This is a genomic window from Novosphingobium sp. CF614, assembly GCF_900113255.1.
Taxonomy (GTDB): domain Bacteria; phylum Pseudomonadota; class Alphaproteobacteria; order Sphingomonadales; family Sphingomonadaceae; genus Novosphingobium.
The window spans coordinates 207,272-231,693 of record NZ_FOOR01000003.1 but is presented as its reverse complement, the minus strand read 5'-3'; the positions used below and the strand labels follow the sequence as shown (position 1 = coordinate 231,693).

At 66.6% G+C, this 24,422-nt stretch carries 18 protein-coding genes; 5 read left to right on the top strand and 13 right to left on the bottom strand.

Features of this window, described 5'->3' with window-relative positions; all coding sequences use genetic code 11:
- Positions 1-20 precede the first annotated feature (20 nt).
- The 3 genes from guaA to BM052_RS05840 all read left to right on the top strand — a co-directional run bounded on the left by guaA (position 21) and on the right by BM052_RS05840 (position 6,370).
- On the top strand, positions 21-1,580 hold the full coding sequence (guaA, locus tag BM052_RS05850) for a glutamine-hydrolyzing GMP synthase (RefSeq protein ID WP_091144336.1): 1,560 nt from the start codon (positions 21-23) through the stop codon (positions 1,578-1,580).
- A gap of 431 nt (positions 1,581-2,011) precedes the next feature.
- Positions 2,012-4,471: a TonB-dependent receptor domain-containing protein gene (locus tag BM052_RS05845; RefSeq protein WP_091144334.1), complete on the top strand. Its 2,460-nt coding sequence runs from the start codon at positions 2,012-2,014 to the stop codon at positions 4,469-4,471.
- A 75-nt stretch (positions 4,472-4,546) separates the two neighbouring features.
- Entirely contained in the window at positions 4,547-6,370 is a 1,824-nt protein-coding gene (locus BM052_RS05840) for a methyl-accepting chemotaxis protein (protein ID WP_177198347.1), read from the top strand.
- Positions 6,371-6,629: 259 nt separating this feature from the next.
- Here the strand turns inward: BM052_RS05840 and BM052_RS05835 are convergent, their stop codons facing one another.
- From BM052_RS05835 to BM052_RS05805, 7 genes are all read right to left on the bottom strand, one after another.
- The gene (locus BM052_RS05835) at positions 6,630-7,763 is read right to left on the bottom strand and encodes a DUF2332 domain-containing protein (protein ID WP_255405987.1); all 1,134 of its coding nucleotides are present in this window, start codon (positions 7,761-7,763) and stop codon (positions 6,630-6,632) included.
- A gap of 135 nt (positions 7,764-7,898) precedes the next feature.
- On the bottom strand, positions 7,899-8,918 hold the full coding sequence (locus tag BM052_RS05830; protein ID WP_091144331.1) for a glycosyl hydrolase family 8: 1,020 nt from the start codon (positions 8,916-8,918) through the stop codon (positions 7,899-7,901).
- Positions 8,908-9,369 carry a cellulose biosynthesis protein BcsD gene (locus BM052_RS05825; protein ID WP_091144329.1) on the bottom strand — a complete coding sequence of 154 codons (462 nt, stop codon included), beginning with the start codon at positions 9,367-9,369 and terminating at the stop codon, positions 8,908-8,910. The genes BM052_RS05830 and BM052_RS05825 overlap by 11 nt, the downstream gene beginning before the upstream one ends.
- The gene (locus tag BM052_RS05820; protein WP_091144327.1) at positions 9,370-12,774 is read right to left on the bottom strand and encodes a cellulose biosynthesis protein BcsC; all 3,405 of its coding nucleotides are present in this window, start codon (positions 12,772-12,774) and stop codon (positions 9,370-9,372) included. It abuts the gene before it with no gap.
- The gene (gene bcsA / locus BM052_RS05815) at positions 12,771-17,195 is read right to left on the bottom strand and encodes a UDP-forming cellulose synthase catalytic subunit (RefSeq protein WP_091144325.1); all 4,425 of its coding nucleotides are present in this window, start codon (positions 17,193-17,195) and stop codon (positions 12,771-12,773) included. Before bcsA ends, BM052_RS05820 begins: the two co-directional genes overlap by 4 nt.
- A complete protein-coding gene (locus BM052_RS05810; protein WP_091144323.1) occupies positions 17,192-17,932 on the bottom strand; it encodes a cellulose synthase operon protein YhjQ/BcsQ in 741 nt (246 codons plus the stop codon). Before BM052_RS05810 ends, bcsA begins: the two co-directional genes overlap by 4 nt.
- Positions 17,932-18,285, bottom strand: a complete 354-nt coding sequence (locus tag BM052_RS05805) for a hypothetical protein (protein ID WP_091144321.1) — start codon at positions 18,283-18,285, stop codon at positions 17,932-17,934. The genes BM052_RS05810 and BM052_RS05805 overlap by 1 nt, the downstream gene beginning before the upstream one ends.
- Positions 18,286-18,672: 387 nt before the next feature.
- Between BM052_RS05805 and BM052_RS05800 the strand changes: the two genes are divergently transcribed.
- Positions 18,673-19,035, top strand: a complete 363-nt coding sequence (locus tag BM052_RS05800; protein WP_091144319.1) for a hypothetical protein — start codon at positions 18,673-18,675, stop codon at positions 19,033-19,035.
- 31 nt (positions 19,036-19,066) lie between these two features.
- Here BM052_RS05800 and BM052_RS05795 read toward each other — a convergent pair whose 3' ends face one another.
- Positions 19,067-20,116: a S66 peptidase family protein gene (locus tag BM052_RS05795; RefSeq protein WP_091144317.1), complete on the bottom strand. Its 1,050-nt coding sequence runs from the start codon at positions 20,114-20,116 to the stop codon at positions 19,067-19,069.
- Positions 20,117-20,208: 92 nt separating this feature from the next.
- Between BM052_RS05795 and BM052_RS05790 the strand changes: the two genes are divergently transcribed.
- A complete protein-coding gene (locus BM052_RS05790) occupies positions 20,209-21,087 on the top strand; it encodes an LOG family protein (RefSeq protein WP_091144484.1) in 879 nt (292 codons plus the stop codon).
- Positions 21,088-21,244: 157 nt separating this feature from the next.
- Here BM052_RS05790 and BM052_RS05785 read toward each other — a convergent pair whose 3' ends face one another.
- The 5 genes from BM052_RS05785 to BM052_RS05765 form a co-directional block, all read right to left on the bottom strand.
- Entirely contained in the window at positions 21,245-21,721 is a 477-nt protein-coding gene (locus tag BM052_RS05785) for a Fur family transcriptional regulator (RefSeq protein ID WP_091144316.1), read from the bottom strand.
- Between the two features lie 98 nt (positions 21,722-21,819).
- The gene (locus BM052_RS19840) at positions 21,820-21,975 is read right to left on the bottom strand and encodes a hypothetical protein (RefSeq protein WP_177198333.1); all 156 of its coding nucleotides are present in this window, start codon (positions 21,973-21,975) and stop codon (positions 21,820-21,822) included.
- Between the two features lie 221 nt (positions 21,976-22,196).
- Complete coding sequence (locus BM052_RS05775; RefSeq protein WP_091144482.1) at positions 22,197-22,601, bottom strand: hypothetical protein; 405 nt, start codon at positions 22,599-22,601, stop codon at positions 22,197-22,199.
- Positions 22,602-22,677: 76 nt separating this feature from the next.
- The gene (gene tldD, locus BM052_RS05770; RefSeq protein ID WP_091144311.1) at positions 22,678-24,096 is read right to left on the bottom strand and encodes a metalloprotease TldD; all 1,419 of its coding nucleotides are present in this window, start codon (positions 24,094-24,096) and stop codon (positions 22,678-22,680) included.
- A 108-nt stretch (positions 24,097-24,204) separates the two neighbouring features.
- Complete coding sequence (locus tag BM052_RS05765; protein ID WP_091144309.1) at positions 24,205-24,417, bottom strand: zinc-finger domain-containing protein; 213 nt, start codon at positions 24,415-24,417, stop codon at positions 24,205-24,207.
- Positions 24,418-24,422: the final 5 nt, after the last annotated feature.

The following is a 24,422-nucleotide window of genomic DNA, read 5'->3' as shown; positions in this document are numbered from 1 at the left end:
CTACTGCTTATCGGCGGACCATGAGCATCCAGACCTCTGAATCCGTCCTGATCGTCGATTTCGGCAGCCAGGTGACGCAGCTCATTGCCAGGCGCGTCCGCGAAGCCGGCGTCTATTCGGAAATCGCCCCCTTCAATGCCGCCGCCGAAGCGTTCCGGCGCATGGATCCGGCCGGAGTCATCCTCTCCGGCTCTCCCGCCTCGGTGCTCGACGAGAACGGGCCGTGCATTCCCGAAGTCATTCTTGAAAGCGGGCGGCCGATGCTGGGCATCTGCTATGGCCAGCAGGCGCTGATGCATCAGACCGGCGGCGAAGTGCTGCTGGGCGATTCGGGCGAGTTCGGCCGCGCCTTCATCGAGATCGAGGATGACTGCGCCCTGTTCGACGGCCTTTGGAAGGTGGGAGAGAAGCACCAGGTCTGGATGAGCCATGGCGACAGGGTCACGCGGCTCGCCCCCGGGTTTCGCCCTGTCGCCTCCAGCCCCGGCGCGCCTTTCGCGGTGATCGCCAATGACGAACGGCGCATCTATGCGATGCAGTTCCACCCGGAGGTGGTGCATACGCCCGACGGGGGCAAGCTGCTCAAAAACTTCGTGCGCCACGTCTGCGGCATGTCCGGCGACTGGACCATGGCCGAGTTCCGCAAGACCAAGATCGAGGAGATCCGCGCGCAGGTAGGGGATGCCCGCGTGATCTGCGGCCTTTCGGGCGGTGTCGATTCGGCGGTGGCGGCTTTGCTCATCCACGAGGCGGTGGGCGATCAGCTCACGTGCGTATTCGTCGATGGCGGCATCCTGCGCATGGGCGAGGCGGAGCAGGTCGTCAGCCTGTTTCGCGGGCATTACAACATCCCGCTGGTGCACGTGGACGCCTCCACCCTGTTCCTCAAGGGCCTGGAGGGCGTCACCGATCCGGAAGCCAAGCGGAAATTCATCGGCAAGACCTTCATCGACGTGTTCGAGGACGAGGCGAAGAAGATCGGCGGCGCCGAATTCCTGGCCCAGGGCACCCTCTATCCCGACGTGATCGAGTCCGTCTCCTTCACCGGCGGGCCCTCGGTGACGATCAAGAGCCACCACAACGTCGGCGGGCTGCCTGAACGCATGAACATGAAGCTCGTGGAACCGTTGCGCGAGCTGTTCAAGGACGAAGTGCGCGAACTGGGCCGCGAACTGGGCCTGCCCGACGTCTTCGTCGGCCGCCACCCCTTTCCCGGCCCGGGCCTCGCCATCCGCATACCCGGCGAAGTGACGCGCGAGCGCTGCGACATCCTGCGCAAGGCCGATGCGATCTACCTTGAGGAGATCCGCAACGCGGGCCTCTACGACGCGATCTGGCAGGCTTTCGCGGTGCTGCTGCCGGTCAAGACCGTGGGCGTGATGGGCGACGGCCGCACTTACGACAACGTCTGCGGCCTGCGCGCGGTTACCTCCACCGACGGCATGACTGCCGACATCTACCCCTTCGACGCCACCTTCCTGAGCCGCGTCGCCACGCGCATCATCAACGAAGTCAAAGGAATAAACCGGGTAGTCTACGACTATACCAGCAAACCGCCGGGCACGATCGAGTGGGAATGAAAGGCGCCGCGAAGGGCAACAATCCGGCTTTGGCGGCGTGTTTCGTCGGGATCGGCGGGGAAGGTTACGATGCCCGCGAGCAGGTTCATGCCGTCAACCGGTTTGCCCTTTGACCGCAGCGCTTGAAAAGTCGACGAAGCCTCCCAGTTCCGGCCCCCCGCGTGAGTGCCTGGGGGAAGTCGACACCGATCAGCGTGAGAATGTCGGTCCCGACGATCGCGCGTGACAGCCGGATTAGGTCAAGCTGCTCGGGCCTGTCCAGTTTCCCGTGCACTCATCCGCATTAACCCTATTCGTACCCAACATCTTGCGGCCGCCCCAGCAAATTCCCGTAGCAGCATGGATGCGCGAATTAAGCGCCTCATCACTAAGCCTCCTGTTCGCGAAACAGATTTTCCGCAACAGGGGTGATAAAAGTGAAGACAAGAACAATGTTACTTCTTGCCGCGGCCTGTGTCCTGCCTTCGACGGCCATGGCGGCCGAAGAGAAGGTTGAGGGAGAGGCTCCGTCGGCGTCGGTTTCGAGCGCCAATCAGATGACCACGGGCGTCGCGCGTGCGCGCGACCGTCTGGACAGCGCGACGTCGACCAGCACGCTGGACGAAGCCAGGATCCAGATACTCGGCGTCCGTTCCACCGCCGAAATCTTCCGCTACATTCCGGGCATGCGTTCCGAGAGCACTGGCGGCGAGGGTTTCGGCAATATTTCGGTTCGCGGCCTGCCGATCGCCAATGGCGGCGCCAAGTTCCTGCAGATCCAGGAAAACGGTATCCCGACGCTCGAATTCGGCGACATCGGCTTCGCCACGGCTGAGCAGTTCCTGCGTGCCGACCTCAATCTCGTCGGGCTGCAGACGATTCGCGGCGGTTCCGCCTCCACCTTCGCGTCCAACTCGCCGGGCGGCATCGTCAACCTGATCGACAAGACAGGGACCGAGGACGGCGGAGCGATCCAGCTCACCGGTGGGCTCGACTACGACGACCAGCGCATCGATTTCGAATATGGCGCCCATATCAACGACACGCTGCGCTTCCACGTCGGCGGTTTCTACCGCAAGGGCGAAGGTCCGCGCGCGACCGGTTTCGACGGCTTCAAGGGCGGCCAGATCAAGTTCAACATCACCAAGGAATTCACCGGGGGCTACATCCGCTTCTACGGCAAGCTGCTCGACGATCAGACGGTGCCCACGCCGTACACGCCCGTGCAGGTTTCCGGCACCAACGGTGATCCGAGCTATTCGAGCATCGCGAACTTCGACGTCACCAAGGACTCGCTGTTCTCGCGCTATATCGGCTCCAACATCACGCTCGATGACCAGAACCGGCCAGTCGCCAATCCCTACCACGACGCGACTCATTCGAAGGTGAAATCGATCGGCTTCGAAGCCAACTTCGACGTCGACGGATGGACGATCAACGACAAGTTCCGTTACGCGAAAATGTCGGGACACATGATCCAGCCCTACATGCTTTCAAATACTTCGGCCAGCCTGCCCTACCGCTCGGTCGACTACGCGACCAACATCATGGCGTCGTTCCATGGCACGACGCTGAGCTATGCCACCGGTCCCCAGGCCGGGCAGGTGATCGCCGATCCTTCGACGCTCAACGGCAACGGCTTGTTGACCCTGCAACTGGCCTGGGACAACAAGCTCAACAGCCTCGACAACATGATTAACGACCTTCGCGCCAGCAAGGTCTGGGACATGGGCGGCGGCGAGCTGACCTTCACCGCCGGCTACTATCGTTCCAGCCAGGATATCGATATCGCATGGTTGTGGACGTCGCAGCTCTCCGACGTGGTCGGCGGCGGCAACGCGAATCTCATCAACATGAGCGTCGGTTCCCTGCCGATCACGCAGGGTGGCTATTTCGGTTACGGGCCGGCTCTTCTCGGCGGCTATCGCCGGGATCGGTCCGATGTGAGCTACGATGTGAACGCGCCTTACGGTTCGCTCAACTACCATATCGGCAAGCTCTCGGTGGGTGCCAGCGTACGCTACGATTTCGGCCGCGCTCGCGGCAATCTCTATGGCACGACGGTGCCTGGAAACGCGCAGTACATCACCTATGACATGAACGGTGACGGCACGATCTCGCTGCCGGAAAGGAAGGTGGGCTTCATCTCCTACGCGACCTCGGCGCTGGTCAACTACAACTACGACTACTTGTCCTATTCGCTCAGCGCCAACTACCGCATGGCGGACGACTTTTCGCTTTTCGCGCGCTACAGCAAGGGCGCGCGCGCCAATGCCGACCGCATCTTCTTCTCGGGCTACATCAACTCGGCAACGGGCAAGCTGAACGATCCCGCCGCTGCGTTTGATCCCGTCCAGCAGGCCGAAGCCGGCATCAAGTACCGTGCGAACAATGCCGAGCTCTACGTGACCGGCTTCTGGGCCAAGACCGGCGAGCACAACGTTTCGCTTGAGCGGTCCTATCGTGCCTACGGTGCGGAACTGGAAGCCAGCTATCGCTGGGGCATCTTCTCGGTCAATGGCGGCGCCACCTGGACCAAGGCGGAGATCACCGCGGACAAGCTCGATTCGTCCACGATCGGCAATACGCCCAAGCATCAGGCGGACCTGATCTTCCAGATCTCGCCGCAGGTGGACATCAAGAAGTTCTCCGTGGGTGCAAATGTCTATGGCACCACCAGCAGCTTCGCCGGCGACAGCAACCAGCTGAAGATGCCGGGTTACGCGATCGTCAACGCCTTCGTGCAGTACCGGCCGACAGATAGCGTCACGCTGATGCTTAATGCGAACAACCTGTTCGACGTTCTCGGACTCGTCGAAGTCGACGCGGAATACATCCCGTCGAACGGTTTGGTCACGGCGCGAACGGTCAACCCGCGCACCATCTCCGCCTCGCTGCGCTTCGATTTCTGAAGCGTCCCGGGCCGCGGCGCGATGGGCACCGCGGCCCGGGTTCGAGGCACGTGAATACTAGATTGGAATGAACGAATGCTCAGCTCGTTGAACATCCCGAAGAAGTTGGTGGTCGCCTTCGTGGCGATCAACCTCTCGGCCGCCGTGATGATGCTGGTCTTCGCCACCAACATCGCGATGATTAGCCGGTCGACCGAGCGAACCAACTTCAGCCAGGCCATCCATGCCAAGGCCCTGGGGCTTGAAACCTCGATCCTGCGCCAGAACAGCCAGATGCGTGGATACCTGGTGACCGGTGACGACAGCTATCTCAAGTCGTATTACGAAGGCCGCGACGAGTACGACGCGACTTCGGCCGAAATGGAGACCATGCTCGTGGATCCGGTGATGCGGCAAAAGCTGCTGGATTCGCGCGCCGCCACGCTCAAATGGCGCGCCGACTGGGGCGACAAGTCCATCGCCATGGTCAAGCAGGGCAACCGGGAGCTGGCCATGGAGCGCGTGCGTGACGCCGGCAAGGCCGCGCTCGTCAGCGACGCGGTGGTCCCCCTGCGCGACCTGCGCGATCATGAGGAAGTGCGGATCAAGGCCGAATCGAGCGGCCAGCAGACCGCGATCACCACGGCCTGGATCGCGCTTGTGGTGGGCGGTCTCGCGCTTATCGGACTTGCCGTGGGTCTTTCGCGCAAGCTGAGCCGCGACATCGCAACCCCGATCGGTGATCTTACCGAGACGATGGCGGCGCTCGCCTCGGGCCGCAGCGACATCGCGGTGCCGGGCACCGAGCGCGTGGACGAGCTGGGCAACATGGCGCGGGCGGTGCTGGTCTTCCGCGACGAAGCCATCGCCAAGCTCGCCGCCGACCGCGACCGTGAACAGGCCATGGCGGAGATCGGCCGCAAGCTGCATGACCTTTCCCAGTCCGACCTGCGGGCAAGGCTCGAAGATCTGCCGGCGGCCTTCGCGTCCGTCTCCAGGGACTTCAACGACGCGCTCGACCAGCTCTGCACGGTGATGGTCTCTGTGCGCGGAAGCATCGATTCGATCTCCACCGGTTCGTCCGAGATCCGCCAGGCCGCCGCCGACTTGTCGGACCGCAGCGAGGAACAGGCGGCACGGCTCCAGTCCTCGGCTTCGGCCATGGATGACATTACCCGCAAGGTCGCCGAAAGCGCCGGCATCGTCTCCCAGGCCAACAAGGCCATGAGCGAAGCGCGCGGCGAAGCCGAGCAGGGCGGTGCGATCGTCCAGCGCGCGATCGCGGCGATGCACGGGATCGACCAAGCCACCCGGGAGATCGCCGAGATCATCAGCGTGATCGACGGAATCGCCTTCCAGACCAACCTGCTGGCGCTCAATGCCGGCGTGGAGGCCGCTCGCGCGGGCGATGCCGGCAAGGGCTTCGCCGTGGTCGCCTCCGAAGTGCGCGCGCTCGCGCAGCGCGCGGCCGACGCCGCTTCCGACGTGAAATCGCGCATCCTTTCGGCGACCGAGCATGTCACTTCGGGCGTCGGGCTCGTCAACGACACCGGCGGTTCGCTCAACCGCATCATCGAGCGCGTCTCCAGCGTGAGCCAATCGATCGAGGCGATGGCCGAGGCCGCCGAGCAGCAGTCGACCGGCCTGCTCAAGGTCAACGAGGCGATCAGCGCGATGGATGCGATGACCCAGCAGAACGCCGCCATGGTGGAGGAAACCACCGCCGCGACCGAAATGCTGGCGCGCGAGGCACAGCAGCTGTTCGAAGCCTTTTCGACCTTCAAGGTGGATGACGGCGGGGCATCTCGCGGCCGGCCGGTCGCGGCCCAGCGCCGCCGGCCCGCGCCTGTACGCTCGGCGCCGCGCGTGGTGGGCAATCTTGCGGTGCAGTCCGGCGCGGATGACTGGTCCGAATTCTGACCTTCCGTCACTGAAAGACCAGCAGGGCCGCGGAAGCACGACTTCCGCGGCCCTTTTTCATGTTCCGGATGAGATGGCGCGTCTTGATCCCGGAATGTACCAGAAGCCTTCGGGAATGATCCGTCCTCTGGGCCCCACCTCGGGACCGCTGGCGGTCGCTCGGCAAAGCCTTTCGGCGAGGTCGCGTGTGAATAGACCCGTCGCCCCGGTGCGAGCTCGGGGCGACGGGTCTATTTCGATGGCAGCGATTTCGAAACGGTCAGGCCGGTGGGCAAGCGTCCGGAAGCCCACGCCACTCGATCACGGCGCCATAAGGATGGCAGGCGGCGAGGACGTGTTCGTGTCCGTCGTCGGCACGGCCCGACCAGCGGGTGAGGCTGAGCAGCACTTCGCTGCGGTCCGCATTCCATTCGAGCCCGATCCGGGCCAGCGGTCGCTCGGGCGTGGCCCTGCCGCCAGCGGCGCGGATCGAGGCGATCACCGCCTCGCGCTCGTCCTCGGGCAGGTACTGCAGCACCATCGAGTGCTGCACGATGCGCATGGTGCGTTCCGCCTGCGGTTCCTTGAGGCGCTCGGCGAGCCAGGGCGCGGCGCTGGCCTGGGCGACGTTCGGCACCAGGTCACGGGCGAGAATCAGCGCGCGGCGCAAGTAGCCCGAGCGAACTTTGTCGCCCGGCCAGATATAGGACATCAACCGCTCGCGTGTTTCCGGGTCGTCGACACGCAGTGGCCGTAGATCGACGCCGCGCGCCGAGATGACGCGCACATCCGCGCGGGGCGGGACGGGTCCCTGCCATCGGGGAACGATATGAAGCGACGAATCCGGAGTCCCGCAGGACATGCCGCCCAGATCGTGGGCATAGCGGTCGAGCAGGAGATTGAGGCCGGCACTGGCGCCGATCTCGAGCAGTTCGAAAGGCAGCCCATGTTCATGGGCAAGCGTCACGAGCGCGGCCATGAACGCGCTTGATCGGCGCACCTCGTTGGTCTGGGTGGGATGACCCATCCAGGTCAGCAGCGTCGTTTCGCCTTCCTGGAGAGCTTCGCCGACCGCACGGTCGAACGCGTTATGCTGCCGGGCGTAGAGCGCGGCGAGATCGGTGAAAGTCCCCCGCCGCGCAAGCGCGTGCAGCCCCGCGTTCAGCCGCAGCGCCATGGCGCTGGTCGCGGGATCGAAAGGCCAGGCGGCGATAACGGCCTCGAGTCGCGGCGCGCGCGCGAGCTGGCGGTAGGCGGCGGCAAGGACCTCGCTTACGAAGGGAGAACCCAGCGAGAGTGCTACCCGGGACTGGCGCAGCAGGTCGTCGCGCCGATCGTGCGATGCCAGCCTCGGTGCGAGACGTGGAGCCGTCCCGGCAAGGTCCGAGCCGGAAACCGGGGAGGCCGTGAACACGCTTGAGACCCTCGCTAACGTCTTAGTTTGCCGGAACTTTCCGGAACACAGGCGTAAAGTACGGAAGTCTGGTTGATGCACTCCGGAGCGGCCGATACGCGTAAACCCCTAAGCGCCGGATTCAGCGCTTCGGAATTAGAGTCGAGCCAGCATTTGCAATGCGGCGGCGAAGTAATCGTCGGCCAGTTGGGCCGGGGCAGGGGTGCCGAGCAGGCGTGCGGCGATCGCGGCGCCGCCATTGGAAACCGCGTAGTTCGCCTCTTCGCCGCTGACCACGTCGACCCAGGCCGGTATCGCCTTGTGCTGCGCCAGGCACTGGCGCCACCACGCGGCGATCGGCTGCGTCAGATCCGTGCGCTGGCCGACGATGCCCCATAATGCGATGCGGATGGCATCGAAGCCGAAACGCGGCGGCCTGCCCGGGGCGGGTATGATATCCTTCCTGCCGGTCACGACGATCCAGTCGCTCGGCAGGCCGTGTCCGCCGAATCGCGCGAGGCGGGCAATCTCCTCGCAGTCGCGAATCACCGGGCTCCATGTCGCGGCGCCGTCAAGCCGGGTGAAGAGATCGAGCGCCGGCCAGACGAAATATGAGGGATTGAGCGTGACTTGCCCGGTTTCGACGAAGCCCGCCATGCCCGGCAGCAGCAAGGCCCGATCGTAGCGGGTGAGCACGCATTGGCTGTGAATCGCGGCGCGAACCTGCACCGAACGTTCGGCCCACGCCGCTTCGCCCCAGCGCTCGCCGGCCAGCGCCAGTGCCCAGGCGATCACCATGTCGCCGTCGGTGGCGTTGTTGGGATCGGAGACCGGGTTCGCTTCGTCGCGCGGGTCGTAGCGCCAGGAATGCAACGCCATGTCCTCGCGCCCCAGGGTGTCTTCGGTCCAGCGCGCGATTCGCTCGAAAGTCGGGCGATCGTTTGCGTGGAGCGCCAGGATCATGCCGTAGCTCTGGCCTTCGCTGTGGCTGATGTTGCCGTTGCCGGTATCGATCACGCGGCCCTCCGGCGTGACGAAGCGATCGCGCCAGAGCGGCCAGAAGCCCTCGACCGGCTGCGCCCGGCCCTGGTTGCCGGTGTTGCAGGCGGCGGTCAGCGCTGCGAGCATGCCGAGCGCGAAAGTGCGGCGATCGACGCCGAGGATATCATCGGCCATGGCGAAGCTCGACCACGTCCCCCTTCCACTCGGCCACCGTGCGCAGCACCGGCCCGCTGCCCAGCGCCCGGAACCAGCTGTCATAGGCGCCCTCGAGCACACTCAGCAGCATGGTCGCCCAATGCCCCTGCGGGTCCGGCGCGATGCGATTGGGCAGATCGCGGTGGTGAACGATGATCGCTTCCTTGCCCACTGTCAGCTCCACCTCACCCCAGTCCAGCGCCTGCCAGAAGGCGTTGAGCTTTGCGTGGAGCGCCGCGGTATCGTCGACGCCTTCGAGCGGCTCGAGGCTGGCCATGCGCTTGCCGATCGCCAGGAAGAAGCCGCGTGCTTGCGCCGGGGGTACGGCCTCGCAGACTTCGGCGGCGGTCGAGAGCGCCATCAGCGCCAGGCCGCCCACACCGATGTCACCGGGCCCGTGGCGCGGTTGGGGGAAAGCCTGCATCTTCATTTACTTGCTGCTCCCGAAGTTCTGGCGCACGCCGAGCATGCTGCGGAATTCGTCATAGCTGCCAAAGGTATTGTAGCTGGTCTGGCCGCCGATGCGGGTGGTCGGGCTGATCTTGTAGTAGAGCGAGCCTTCTGCCGATAGGGCGAAGCCGGTCTTGCTGACGCCGTCGTAATAGGAGCGCACGTCGCTGTTGAGCGCTTTCAGGTCGTCCAGGTCCGCCTGCGCGACGGGATCGGTGGGATAGATCGGGCTCTGATCCTGGCTGTAGCTCTGGAAGCCTGGCGTGAACGCGGCGCGCGCGTCCAACCGGTCGTTCTCCATCGTGTAGTTCACCGGGAAGCCCACCGAGATGAAGCTTTGCGGGCTGAAATAGCTGCCATTGCCGAAAGTGAAGTAGTTCTGGCTCTTGTCATAGCGCTGATAATTCACGTTGAGGCCGACGGTGAGCGCGGAATGCTCGCCGCGATGGGCGCGCAAGTAGCCGCCGACATTGGCCTCGAATCCGGTGTTCTTCGACACGTTGGTGCCATCGAAGCGATAATAGCGTCCCTCGGCATAGACGCCGCTGCCGTCGCGGTCATAGGAAAGGCCCAGTCCGCCCGCCATGCGCATGACCTGGCCCCAGCGTTCGCCGGTGACGGGATCGCGGGTGCCGGCGTAGGAGACGATCGAATCGGCCACCGGCTTGCGCTCGGCAAAGGCGCTGGCGCGCACGTTCTCGGAAAGTTTGGGGGTCACCGCCGCGCGGAAGGCGGGCTTGGTCTTGCCCATGCCGATCGGCGTGGTGCCGGCCTCGATCTGGACGGCGTCGCTTTCGTAGCCTGCCGAAAAGGCGACGCCGGATGCGTGCTGGCTGTCGGCATTGACCAGCGGCGATTCCACCTGGTCGACGATCGCTTGCGCTTCGGGGGTGGCGTTGCGGCCGAAGCGGGCCAGGCCCGAACCGGTCGGGCGGCCCGCGTCGATCACGCTCGCCTCGGCCCTCGCGAAGACGCGCCCGGCTAGCGCCCCGGTCGAGAACTTGGCCGAACCCTTGATCTCGTCAAGCTGGCTGAGGCCGGTTTCGCCGGACCGTTGGCGATACGAAGTGTCGATATCGGCGCGCGGCCCGGTATCTTGGGAGAGCGCCGCGATCTCCGACTGGATCTGGTTCATCACCGGGTCGGCCGAATAGACGGGTGCGGCGGGAGACGAAGCGAAGCTCGGTCCGGGGAGAGGCGCCGCGGCGCTCGCCGGCATACTGCCATAGCCGGTCTGCGCGGGATAGTCCGGCGCCGGGGTCGGGCCTTGGACGGGTGATGCGGGCGTATAAGGCATTTGCGAATAGGGTGCCTGGGAATAGCCCGCCGGTGCATAGCCTGCCGGCGTCGCGGGCAGGCGGGTGCCGCCGCCCAGCGCGAAGGGATTGACTTGCGGCGCGGCCGCCGCGTCCTGGTCGCGGAACGGGTTGGCGCTCCCGTCGGTGCCCATGCCGGCGAAGGGGTTGCCGCCCGGCGCTCCGGCCCCGGCGGCACCCTGTTGGCGCGCGTAGAGTTCGCGTGCTTCCTTCAGCAGGCGGACCGCCGCACGCCCGTCGCCGCGTGCCCGTTCGACCCCGGCCAGCGCCACGTGCACCTGGTAGTCCTGCGGAAAGGCACGCAGCGCCTGGACCTGGGCCCGTTCGGACAAGTCGCGGTCGCCGGCAGCCTGGGCGCTGTCGGCAAGGCCCAGCAGGGCGTCCTTGTCGCCGGGCTTGCGGGCGAGAACCAGCTGGAATGTCTGGGCAGCCCGTGCCGGCATGGCTCCGCTCTGGTAGAGGCGCGCAAGCCCGGAGAGAATCTCGGTATTGTCCGGCGCGGCGGTGTAGGCCGACTGGAGGATATCGAAGCTTTCGGCGAAGCGCCCGGCAAGGCGTGCGCGGTCCGCCTGGCTTGTCATCAGCGCCGCGCTCATGCGGGCATGGGCCCGCTGGCCCTCGGCCGATGTGCCGGCCATCCGCCCGGCGCGCTGCAGTGCCAGCTGGGCCAGATCCTCGCGTCCGGCACGGACCAGCACGCCGATCAGGCCCTCATAGTCGTCAAGGCTGGAGACCTCGCCATCGAGGGCGCTTCCCGCGAGCTGGGCGGCACCCGGGACATCGCCCAGTTCGAACAGGGCATTGGCGATGGCCGCCCGCTTGCCCGTCGGGATCGAGGGCATCGCGCCGAGCTGGCGCAGCGCCGCCAGCGCCTGGGCCTGCTGGCCGGTCTTCGCCATGGCCCTGGCCTGGGCGATCGCGCCGTCCGTCTTCACCCCGATCGCGAAGGCCCGCATCGGCGCGGTGCGCTGGGTTTCGGGGATCATCGCGATCAGCCGCTCCGCTTCGGCGGGGCGGCCGAGATCGGCGTTGACGAGCGCGGCGGCGTAGAGCGAATCCGCGCCGCCATTGCTTGCCAGGGATCGCAGCAGTGATTCCGCTTCGGGAACGCGACCGCGCTTTACCATGAACTCGGCGAATTCATAGCGGATCCACGGGTCGTCCGGATCGAGCAGCAGCCCCTGCTGGAATTCGCGCGTGGCCCCGATATCGTCGCCGTTCGCGGCGGCGGCCAGGGCGCGGCCGCGCGCAGCACGCATCTGGAGGCGCTTCTCGTCAGCGCCGCCGCCCTGGCTGGCCTGCCGGTAGAGGTCTGCGGCGTCGGCATAGCGGCCCTGTTTCTCGTAGACCTGGCCCAGCAGTTCGAGCGCGGGGGCGGGCTCCGGATATCCCGAACGGACCAGCGCCTCCGCCTGTTGCTGCGCTTCCGCCACCTGGCCCTGCGCGAGCAGGGTGCGCGCGTTCCCGACACCGGCGAAGAACCGGGCCGAGGCCAGGCCCTGCGCCCACTGATCGGCCTTGCCCAGGCGCGAGGCCTGGCCGAGGAGGTCCGCCGCTTCGGCGAAGCGGCCTTCACGCAGGCGCACCAGGCCCAGCCCGCCCAGCGCATCGGCATCCTTGCGATTGACCGAGAGCGCCTTTTCGAACTGGGTGCTGGCGCCGGGCAGGTTGCCCTGGTCGAGCGCGGCGAAACCGGCAACGCGGGCCTGTCCGCCACGGTTCGCGGGGGAGGGCGCGGCGGTGCGTGCGGGAGCAGGCGAGGACGCGGCAGGCCTTGCGGTCACTGCCGCCGCTTTCGGCGCCGATCGGGTCGGCGCGGGCCGGGGAGTGCCGGCGCTCAGGGCGCCGGCCACGGCCGGACTGGCCGGGTCGAGCGCCTTGGCGCGGCGGAGCGCCTGCTGGGCAAGGTCCTCGCGCCCCTTCGACCGCCAGTACTTCGCCTGGTTGAGCAAGGCCTCGACGCCCGCGGCTTCGGCATGCAACGCCGGGGCGACGAGTATCGCGCCGCCGGCGGCCGAAAGCAGGAGAGCGAGCCCGATGAGGCGCAGGCGGGATATCGCGGCGGTCACGCGTCGTCATCCCGCGCGCCGAGGCGGCGCTGCGCGTGGCTACGGAAATAGAGATAGGCCGGCCCGGCGAGGATCACCGCGAGCAGCAGCGTGCCAAGTCCCATCAGCAGCGGGCGCTGGCTGAACCAGTAGGCCATTTTCATCCACACCGGCAGCGAGCCGACCCAGTACCGATCGCCGATCATGAAACTGGTCATGCCGTCGCCCTTGGTGACCGAAAGGTCGCCCTGGACCTGGGCGTTGATCTTCACGTCGGCCATCCCTTGCACCAGCGCCGGCAGCGCCGCGCCGTCATCGGCAAGCAGCGCCACTACCGTGCGGTCGGAGGCATAGGGCGACCGGAAGCTGACGATGCCGGAAAAGCCGCGCGCGTCGTAGACCAGCGGGGCCGCCGCCATCGGATCGTCGCGCTCGGTTCCGCCGAACAGCGAGGTGATGTTCTGCAGCGGCGAGCGTTCCGCCACCCGCAGGCGCCCGTTCTCGTAGCGCACGGGCGAATTGCCGAAGAGCCCTTCCGCTCCGGCCAGGCCGGAGCCGCCGATCACCAGCACGTCCTGCGCCGCAAGCTCCTCGGAATTGATGCTGGCGGTCACCGTCACCGCCGTCGCCGGAACGCCGGTGGAATCGCCGAAACGACCCATCAGTTCCAGGAAGGCCTCGACCGAGGCGAGGGAAGGTGTTTCGGCCATGACCACGGTGGTTTGCGCCAGATCGGGACTGGCGGTGAAAGGAAAGCCCGCGCCCGCGAATGTCGCCAGGTCGGGCATCATGATCGCGTGGTAGGCGGAAGTGAGGTCGATCGTGCTGGTGGGGTCGATCGAGACACGCACGTTCTCGGGCAAGGTGCCCGTGCACTTCTGCTTGTCGGCGATGATGAGGTTGTAATCCAGCGTCAGTTCGTTCTGACCGAACAGGTTGTAGCGCGGCAGCACCACGGTGGCTTTCGAATCCTGGCTCCTGGCGCCGGAGTGGCCGAACAGCTGCGTCCACCAGTTGACGCCGAGCGGCAGGGTCTTGAGATACTGGTTGTTGATCGAGACATCGAGGCGAGAGCCGCGCTTGTCGAGCCATGGCGCGGCCGGATAGCGATAGCCCAGGTTCAGGGTGCCGCCCTGGTGCGGCCAGAAGAACAAGTCCGGCGCGACGCGGAAGCGGGCGCTCAGCGGGCCCGGCTGGATGCCCATGCCCTGAAGTGCGTAGCCGTCCATGATGGCGCCAAGCTCGACCGGCTTTTCGGTGGAGATCCAGCGCAGCGCGCCGTAGCGCGGCCAGGTCGGGATGCGCACGCTGTCGAAGGCCATGCGCTCGCCGCCGAACACGCCGCGCCCCAGCGCGATGGCGGCGGCGGCCAGGCGCAGGTCCGCGTCGTCGCGGCCCATGATGACCAGCAGCGTGCCGTAGGGATCGTTGGGATTGCGCATGGCGGCGGCGGCCGGGCCGCTGGACGGCGCCACGGCCAGCCCCGGGATGGACTGGCCGGCCTTGAGGAAGACCACCGCGTTGCCCCGGGGGATGGCGCCGATCACGGGCTTGAAGACGAAGCCGCGATAGCTGGCGAGCGAGCCCAGCCATGATGCGGTGCTGGCGGCCGCCTCCAGCTCGCCCTTGCGCGGCTGGCTGGCGAAGACGAAAGGCATCCTGAGCGGCAGGGTCTGGCCCTTGTCGTAGAAGGGCAGTGGCAGGCGGGCGAGGTCCGGCGTGAACGGCAGCGCCTGGTAGTCGAGGTCGAGCCACGAGAGCGTGTTGCTCACGTTCGCCCACAGGGCCGAGCTGAACGGATCCTCGCAGTCGCGCGCGTAGTGGCCGACGAGGCGCAAGTTGAGCTGGTTGTCGCCGGGCAGGAAAAGTGCCGGATTGACCGGGATGCGCAGCGTGCGTCCGCCCGCGTCGCCGCGTGTCAGCGGCACGATCTGGATGACTTCGCCGTTGAGCATGACGACAAGCTGGCTGAGGTCGTCAAGCATCGCCGGGGACCAGGCCATCTGCAGCGTGAGCGCGGCGCCGGTGACGACGCGGTCCTGCCGCATGCCGAAGGGAATGCCGATCTCCCCGCGCGTGCCTTGCAGGCGGATCGGATTGGTGACGCGCAGGTCCTTGAGGGTCAGGCGCTCGGCCACGTGGTCCTTCGCGGGGGTATCGGGGCCGGCGGATGACGGGACGGGCGCGGCACGGGCGGCGCCGTAAGGCAAGCCCGCCGTGCCCAGCACCATCGCGCCCGCGATCATCGCCGCCTTGGCGAGGGACGGCCGCGCATCGCTTTCGCGCGCCTTGCCTTCCCGCGATGCCGCGCCGGCGGCGGCGATGGCGGCGTCCAGCGCGCGCATCGCGCGGCGCTCCGCGAAATTGAGGCCCAGCATGCGCTTGATCGTGGTCATGTCGACCATGATGATGTCCGCGAGCGAGCGCAGGCCGGTGACTTGCGCCGGCTTCGCGTTCGGCTGCCAGGCATCGGCCCGGCCCATGACCGCGCGCACCAGATGGCGGCCGGCGAGCAGGTCCAGTTTCTCGAAGCGGACATAGGCATTGGTGGCATCGGTGCGCACGGTTTCGACCGGGATCGACAGGACCTCGTCGCCCATCGCCATCGTCACATGGCGCACGGTGCGCTCGCGCACGGGCAGCTCGGCGGGAAGCACTAGCGCGGCGCCGCCCATCGAGATGTCCTGGGTGCGGGCCGGCACGACATGGCCCGAGGCGAGGTAGGCGGTCACCGGCAGGTCCACCGGGATGCGGATGTCCAGGCGCGCCTGCCGCGTTTCGCGGGCGACAGAGACGGCGGCGAGCAGGATGATGAGGCTGAAGCTTGCCCAGGCGACGTTCAGCACCAGCGTGTCGGCCTGGATGTTGAACATGTAGGGGAAGAACGCCCATTTCACGAAGGCCAGCATGATCCCGCCCACCAGCAGGCCGATGCAGACCAGGTGGGGCCGGACGATCGCCCAGTCGAAGTAGGTCCGGTCCAGCAGCGAGCCTTTGTCGGTGACATTGAACTTGCCCTTGCGCGGCTGGAACCAGGTCATGATCGTCGGCTTGACGAGGTGAAAGGCCAGGATCGTCTCGTAGACTTCCCCCCAGAACGGACGCCGGTCCCCGCCCTGGGTCCGCTCGTTGGCGACCGCCGAGCAGTAGAGGTGCGGCATCGCATAGGCGAAGATCAGCGAGGCGGAGGCCTGGATGATGTTCTGGCCGAAGATCAGGTAGGCCAGCGGGCTGGTGAGGAAGACGATGCGCGGCAGCGGGTACTGGAAGTGCAGCATCGCGTTCAGGTAGCAAAGCCGCTGCTGCCAGCTCAGGCCCGGCCCGAACAGCGGACAATCGATGCGCAGGATCTGCGTCATCCCGCGTGCCCAGCGGATGCGCTGGCCGACGTGGAGCACCAGCCGCTCGGTGGCGAGGCCGGCCGAAAGGCGCGCGCTGATATAGGCGCTGTTCCAGCCGGTGCGTTGCAGCTTGAGCGCGGTGTGCGCGTCCTCGGTGACGGTCTCGCCGGCGAAGCCGTTGGTCTCCATCAGCGCTTCGCGGCGGATGATCGCGCACGAGCCGCAGAAGAAAGTGGCGTTCCACAAGTCGTTGCCGCCCTGCACCGGGCCGTAGAACAAGTCACCTTCGCCCGGCATCTCGCCCATCGTGGCGGCAAGGTTGCGCTGCACGGGATCGAGCGAATACATGTGGTGCGGGGTCTGGATCAGCGCCAGGCGGGGGTCCTTCTGGAACCAGCCGATGGTCAGTTGCAGGAAGGCGCGGGTGGGCACGTGGTCGCAGTCGAAGATGGCGATCAGTTGGCCGTCGGTCTTCTTCATCGCCGCGTTGAGGTTGCCGGCCTTGGCGTGCAGGTTGTTGTCGCGGGTGATGTAACCGCAGCCCGCCTCCTTGGCGAAGGCGCGGAATTCGGCGCGCTTGCCGTCGTCCAGGATGAACACGCGGAAGCGGTCCGCAGGATAGTCCAGGTCCATCGCCGCGAACACCGTGTTGCGCACGATGGCCAGGCTTTCGTTGTAGGTCGGGATGTAGATGTCGACCGTTGGCCAGTCGTGCGGGTCTCCCTCGGGCTCGATCACCGGGCGGTCGAGCGGCCAGCTGTTCTGGAGAAAGCCCAGCATCAGGATGACCCAGGCATAGAGCTCCGCGACATAGAGCCCGCCGCCGAAGACGAATTCGGGAAAGGTGCCGAAGGAAAGCGTCTGGGTGGTGCGCCAGACGATGTAGCGGGTCGAGACCAGCACCGCGAGCAGGCCGAGCGCCAGCGCGCCCTTGCGGCCTTGCCAGCGCTTGAGGATCATGGCGCCGACGATGGTGACGCCGGCACAGGCCCATTGCGCGCCGCCGTCCAGCGGCACGCCGATCACCAGCGCGGCGAGCAGGGCCAGCGGTGCTATCACCAGGTAGCGCCTCGCGCGCCGCCAGGTAAGCGGTCCGATCACGCCGCGCGGCTCACGGCGGCCGGCGCGATCCAGGCATCGGAGACATTGTTGTCGAGCGCGGGAACCATCGCCGCGGCGACCAGGCGCACGTCCGCCAGCGCGGCGCTGGCGGGCGCGTAGCGGGCCAGCGGCTGCAGCATGGCGATGGCTTCGGGCACCGCCTCGTCCAGGCGGACGCGGCCGATCAGGCGCGGGCCGGTCAGCTCGCGGATGAAGGCGGCACCGTGCCGTGAAAGCCGGCGTGTCTCGTCAAGCGCGTTGACCACGAAGGCGGTGCGGGCGAGGCCGGCCTCCCCCGCCTCCCCGAACATCGCCGGCAGCAGCGCCAGCGTGTCCGGAGCCGCGTTCAGCGGGCACACGTGCGCGCAGGCGTGGGTGATGGCGCGGCGACCGAAGGCCTGCTCTCCCGCAGGCACGTCAAGTACCAGCACCCGGTGGGCGCCGGGTGCCAGATAGCCCAGGTCGCGCAGCATCGGGATGAAGTCCGGATCGACGGGCGCCCTGCGGTAGTGCCGCAGGTTGATGCCGCCCGCGACTACCGCTTCGTTGACGGGGGCGGTCATCGAGGGCAGGCTCAGCGCCGGTTGCAGGCCGAAATGCAGCGCCAGGGTGTCGCGCGGTGAAACGGTGAGCACCGTCACGTCGGCACCGGCCTCGGCAAGGCCGGTGGCCAGGTGCGCGGCGATGAAAGTGGTCCCGGCCCCACCCTTGGGGCCGTGGCAGACGATCATCGCCATCAGATTTCCCCCCGGGCGCCCAGCTCGGAAAGGTGGCGCAGCATCGCCCGCACGTCCTGACCGGGCTGGCGATCGCCATGTCGCGGGGTGCCTTGCCTCAAGGCGGCACCATTGGTTTCGTGCTCATAGCGGCTGAACAGTGCGCCGAGCGGCTGCTCGTCCGACGCCCGGGTGTCCTGCACCGCCTGCGCAGCCGGTGCATTGACCTGGTCGAGCGTCTGCAAGCGCGGGTCTCTCAGCAACGCCTCGAGAATGGGCCAGAGCTCCAGATCGGTGAAGCGATCCTCGAACTCCTTGTAGGAGAACTCATTCTTCCCAAGTCGGTTGAGCAGGTTTCTGGCGTCGATGCGCATGGCAATCCTCGTGGGAAACACCTAATTTTTCACAGAAAATGGTTAAGATGGGGTTTCCGCCGCGAAAGGATGCGGAGCGCCCTGCCGGCGGGGCGTGATGACGAAGGCCGTTCTCAAGGCTCGGAGTGGAAAACGCCATCGCTATCGCAAGGGGTCGGCCCCGAAGCCGCGCCTGCGCCTACCGTCTTTTCGCCGGTGCTCAGGCGTTCCTTGTGCCAATGCTCTTGAAGCGAGACTCGAGAGTTTCGACCGATGGAATCCGGGATAATACGCGGCACGGAAATGGCGGCCACGGGAAAACCCGGAAGCGCGTGGAGCAAATCGGGAAACCCCGATGTTCTATCTTGTACCGAACGGAACTGGTTAATATCTTTACGGAGACGCGAAATGATTGCTTTCGATCCAGCCGCGAACCCGTCCGAACTGGCTCGCGAGCGCCGGCAGGAACGCGAGAACGTGGAGATGATGGCCAAGTTTCGTCGCGATCTCGTCAGCAGTACTGTGATGCTCAAGGACCTTACGCGCTTCGGCGCGCGGATCGAGGGGGTCGGCCTGCTTGAAACCGACGAGGCGGTCAGCCTGGCGCTGCCCGGATGCCGTCCGTCGATGGCTTTCGTGGCCTGGGCCAACGATCATTGCGCGGGGCTGGAGTTCGCCGAACCGCTCGACGGGGATATCTTCGTCGATCTGGTGGCGCGCTACGGCCTCGGCCGCGAACTGCCGTTCACCGGCCGTCGCCAGATCGCCTGAAGCCGCGACCACGCTCCCTCCTTGTGAAGCCTCAGGAGACGGCCGGTTCGAGCATGCGGATGGTTCCCGCATCGGCGTCGATCTCCGCCATGATGCCCACCGGCACGCTGACTTGCGCGGCGACATGGCCGATCATCGCGCCCTGGAAGGCGGGAATTCCCAGGTCCGCGACCTGGCGGTCCAGCACTTCATAGATCGTGAAGCCCGAAAATCCGCGATCGGGGTCCTCGCACCCGGTACATTGTCCGAAGACGATGCCGGCGACCTTGCCGAGGACACCGCCGAGCGCAAGCTGGGTCAGCATGCGGTCGATACGATATTCGGCTTCGTTGGTGTCTTCCAGGAACAGGATCGCGCCGGTGAAGTCCGGGAGGTACGGCGTGCCGACCAGCGCGGCCAGCACGGAAAGATTGCCGCCAAGCAGCCGCCCGCGCGCCTTGCCGCCCCGAAAGATGCGCAGGGCGCCGCCGTGACCCGCCAGGTTCGGACCATCGTAGGCCGGCACCGAATAGGTCGGCATGTCTCCCTCGAAGGCGATCTGGCGGAACGCTTCCCATGCCGCCGGCGGCCACGAAGCCGCGGCGTTGGGGCCATGGATGCTCGCCACGCCGGTGCGCGCCGCGAGCGCGAGGTGGAGCGCGGTATTGTCGCTGAAGCCCGCGAACAGCTTGGGCCGGCGCGCGATCGCCTGGAAATCCAGGTAGGGCAGCAGCCGTGCCGAACCCCAGCCTCCGCGCACCGCCATGATCGCGCGGACACCGTCATCCGTGAACATCGCCATGACATCGCGCGCGCGGGTCTGGTCCGAGCCTGCCAGATAGCCCTCGCGTTCGAGCAGGTGCGGCGCGGGCCGGGGAACAAGGCCCATGGCGCGCACCGTGGCCTCGATCTCGTCCAGGCCGAAACGGTCGCCGACGAAACCTGCCGGGGCGACCAGGCCGAGCACGTCGCCTTCCCGCAGGCGGGGCGGCTTGACCGGCGCGGGCGGACCCGACCGGGGCGGTTGCGCGCCTCGCGACGGCGTGGTCAAGGAAAGCGCGGCGGCACCAAGCCCCGCGACGGCCTGGCGTCGGGTCAGCATCGAAGGGATGCTAAAGTCTGTGCGAATGCGTGCAAGTGCGTGCGCGATTATCTCTACTCGACGCGCCGTGCATGAACAGCCATGGAGCGAAAATGGCAGACGACGAAAACGACAAGAACCTCACCCAGCAGCGTTTCTACAAGGCCGAACAGGAAGTTGGCTTTGCCGACCAGCAAGGCGGCACGCTCCAGACCGAGCACCCGGCTTATCGCCTCGCCTTCCGGGATACGGACTTCCTGCTGCGGGACGAGCTGCGCCCCGTGCGCTTCCAGCTCGAGCTGCTGAAGCCCGAGATGCTGCTGGAGGAAGCGCAGATCGGATCGACCCTGGTATTTTACGGATCGGCACGGATTCCCTCGCCCGACAAGTGCGAGGCCCTGCTGGCGGCGGCTGGCACCGAGGAAGAGCGGAAGATCGCCGAACGGCTGGTCGCCAAGACGAAATACTATGAGGAAGCGCGCCGCCTGGCGCGGCTCGCCAGCCAGTTCGCGGTGGTCGAGAAAGGCATGCGCCAGTTCGTGGTCTGCTCGGGCGGGGGGCCTTCGATCATGGAGGCCGCCAACCGGGGCGCCGCCGAAGTGGGCGCGGAATCGCTGGGCCTCAACATCGTCCTGCCGCACGAGCAGGCGCCCAACCCTTTTGTCACCCCGCGCCTTTCGTTCCAGTTCCACTACTTCGCGCTCAGGAAGATGCATTTCCTGCTGCGCGCCCGCGCGGTGGCCGTGTTCCCGGGCGGTTTCGGCACGCTCGACGAGTTCCTGGAGCTGCTCACGCTGGTCCAGACCGGCAAGATGAAGCCGATCCCGATCCTGCTCTACGGCCGCGAATTCTGGAGCCGCATCGTCAATTTCGAGGCATTGGCGGAGGAAGGTACGATCAATCGCAAGGATCTTGACCTGTTCCACTGGTGCGAGACCGCCGACGAGGGCTGGAAGGTGATCCGCCGGTTCTATGACCTGGATTGCGACTGAGCGCTGGGCTTTGCCGGAACGGAACGACGAACGGAGAAGATGAGTTTCGCGCCAAGAGACCTGGTCTCAAATCATGCCGGCATCAGCGTGCCGTTAGTCGGTTGAGCGTGCCCGGAATGACCTATTCCTTGGGTCCTGGACCTTTGTCCCAGGCGAATCACCCGCAGCCCGCGCAAGTGCCGCGCAGTTCCACCACCGGGCGCACGTCGGCGAAGCCGGCATCGCGCGCGGCGGCGATCAGGGCGCCGGTCAGGCGATCATCGTCGATGTGCACGGCCTGTCCGCAAGCGTCACAGATCAGGAAGATGCAATCGTGCCGGCAGCCAGGATGGCTGTTGGCGATATAGGCATTGGCGCTTTCGACCCGGCGCGCCAGGTTGGTGCGCACGAACAGGTCCAGGATGCGGTAGACGCTGTTGGGCGCAACGCGCTTGCCGCGTAGCGCCGAAACGCTTTCGGCAAGGTCGTAGGCGGAGGCCGGACGCTCCCGCTCGGCCAGCGCGGCGAAGACATCGGCGCGCATCTCGGTCCATTGCTCGCCGGCATCGACCAGCGCCAGGCGCGCGGCCGTTACCAGGTTGTCGCCCCGATGCTCGCTATGGCTATGTTCGTCATGGGAATGGTGGCCGGACATGATCCCAATATGGGGCCTGGCCGCACCGGGCGCAATCGGGCGATGTCTTTGGATCGGTCGAAGATTTGGGCCCAGAGGAGTCTCGGGCCGGCCGGGCTTCAGTGCGCGGCTTCGGCGTGGGCCGGCGGCACGATATTGTTGGCCAGGGTGGCGTGGCTGTCGAGGCCGAGCACACCGAGCACCAGCAGCGCGCCCCCGGCGAAGCCGAGAGCAAAGAAGCGGTAGAAGTCGGCCTTGAAGAGTCCCATGGTCAATCCGGAATCGTGTGTCTGGTTCGGCGCCCACTCTCCCGAAACGAGCTTGCGGTCGAGTGAACACATCGCGTGTTCGCCCAAGTCGGCGACGAATGGAGAAACTTATGCGGCGAATCGTGCGCTGGCCGGTTCCGCCTTTTGCCGATGCCCTCGCCCAAACAAAAGGAGGCGGCCGTGAGCACCCTCTCGGTCGCCTCCTCAGGGGACACGGCGGAATATCTTCAGGGGGCGGGCGCCACCTTCTTGTACGGAACGAATTCCTTGAGGCCGACGAAACCGCTCCACATGTGGCTGCCGGAGCGGTCGTGCAGTTGCACGGTGTCGACGCTGCACAGCTGCGAACCGTAGAGCCGGGTCACGAGGATGTCGTCGTTGTCCAGCATGTCGGCGTTGGTGGGGCGGTTGACATAGAGCGTCGTGCCGACGCGATAGACGATCGCGGTCTTGTCGATCACGGTCGTGTCGCTGGCCTGCGAGAGCGGGATGCAATTCACCGGCTTGCCCGCTTCGCGGCCCTCCAGCATCTTGGCGAGCTGTTCCTCGCCCGTCAGCTTCGGTGCGGCCTGGAGCGGGGCCACCGCAAGAAGAGCCGCCGTGACTGCGATGCCTGCGATGATCCTGTTCATGCCTAACTCCTTCTCCGGGTCTTCCTCATCCGGGCGCATGCGTCGCACGGACTGGCTGAACCGAAGCTGACCGGAGTCAGGCCGTCCCGCCCACGGTCAATCCTTCGATCAGCAGCGTGGGCTGACCGACCCCGGCGGGCACGCTCTGCCCGCCCTTGCCGCATACGCCCACGCCGCGGTCGAGCTCCAGATCGTTGCCGATACCCTTGACCCGGGTCAGCACCGAGGGGCCGTCTCCGATCAGCGTCGCACCCTTGATCGGCGCGCCGAGCTTGCCGTTCTCCACCTTGTAGGCCTCCGTGCAGGAGAACACGAACTTGCCCGAGACGATGTCCACCTGGCCGCCGCCGAAGTTCTTGGCGTAGATGCCGTTGCCGATGCGCGAAAGCAGCTCGGCGGGATCGTCGTTGCCGGCTTTCATGAAGGTGTTGGTCATGCGCGGCATGGGCGCGTGGGCGTAGCTTTCGCGCCGGCCGTTGCCGGTGGGCTCCACGCCCATCAGGCGGGCATTGAGGCGATCCTGCATGTAACCCTTGAGAATGCCGTCCTCGATCAGCACCGTCTCCTGCGTCGGCGTGCCTTCGTCGTCGATCGAAAGCGAGCCGCGGCGCGCCTCGATCGAACCGTCGTCGACGATGGTGACGCCCGGTGCCCCCACGCGGTCGCCGATGCGGCCGGCGAAGGCGGAAGTGCCCTTGCGGTTGAAATCGCCTTCCAGCCCGTGGCCGATCGCCTCGTGCAGGATCACGCCGGGCCAGCCGGGCGCGAGCAGCACCGGCATTTCGCCGGCCGGCGCATCCACGCTTTCGAGGTTGACGAGGGCCTGGCCCAACGCGGTGTCGATCGCGTGGTTCCAGGTTTCGGGCTTGAACAGGTCGTCATAGAGCCAGCGCCCGCCGACGCCGTATGACCCGGTCTCGCGCCGGCCGTTGCTCTCGGCCACGATCGAGAGGCTGAGGCGCACCAGCGGGCGCACGTCGGTGGCGACGAAGCCGTCGGCGCGCACGATCTCCACGACCGACCAGCTTCCCGAAAGGCTGGCGCTGACTTGCGCGACGCGCGGGTCGCGGGCGCGGGCGGCGGCGTCGATCGCTTCCAGCAGGCGGACCTTCTCGGAAAAGCCGACGAGATCGAGCGGGGAGGCATCGGTATAGAGGTGGCGGTTGTTGCCGGGCGGCGGCGCGGCGCGCGCGCCGGTCGCGGGGTCGAGCAGCCGCAGCGTCTCGCCGGCCCGGCGGATGGCGGCGGCGGAAATCTCGTTGGCATGGGCAAAGCCGGTCATCTCGCCCGAGACGCCGCGCAGGCCGAAGCCGGCGTCGCGCGAATAATCGGCGGTCTTGAGCCGGCCGTCGTCGAAGCCGAAAGCCTCGCTCGCCATGAACTGCAGATAGAGTTCGCCATCGTCGCAGGCCCCCAGTGTCTCGGCGGCAAGCGCCCGCGCGTCCTCCGGCGTGAGCTGGCGATAGAGGAGCGAGCGGGGATCGGTCATGGTCATGCCTGCGAATATAGAGGCGGCCGCGCGAATTGAAATGCCGTTGAATCACCGTCGTCCCGGGGTGAGCCCGGGAGATGGGTGGTGAAGCGATGGGTGGTCAAGCGAAGGTCAGGCTGCCTGCTGGTCCGCCGGGCCGCCCCTGAGCACGAAGCGGCGGTCGCAATAGCCGCATTCGACGTAGCCCTTCTCGTCGATCTCCAGCCAGACGCGCGGATGGCCAAGCGCGGCGGGCTGGTAGTTTCCGCGGGCGCGGATGTCGGCGGCCCCGTCGCAAGAGACGCGGTGGGAATCGGTGTGGACGATTTCGGGCGGGTTCATCATGAGCC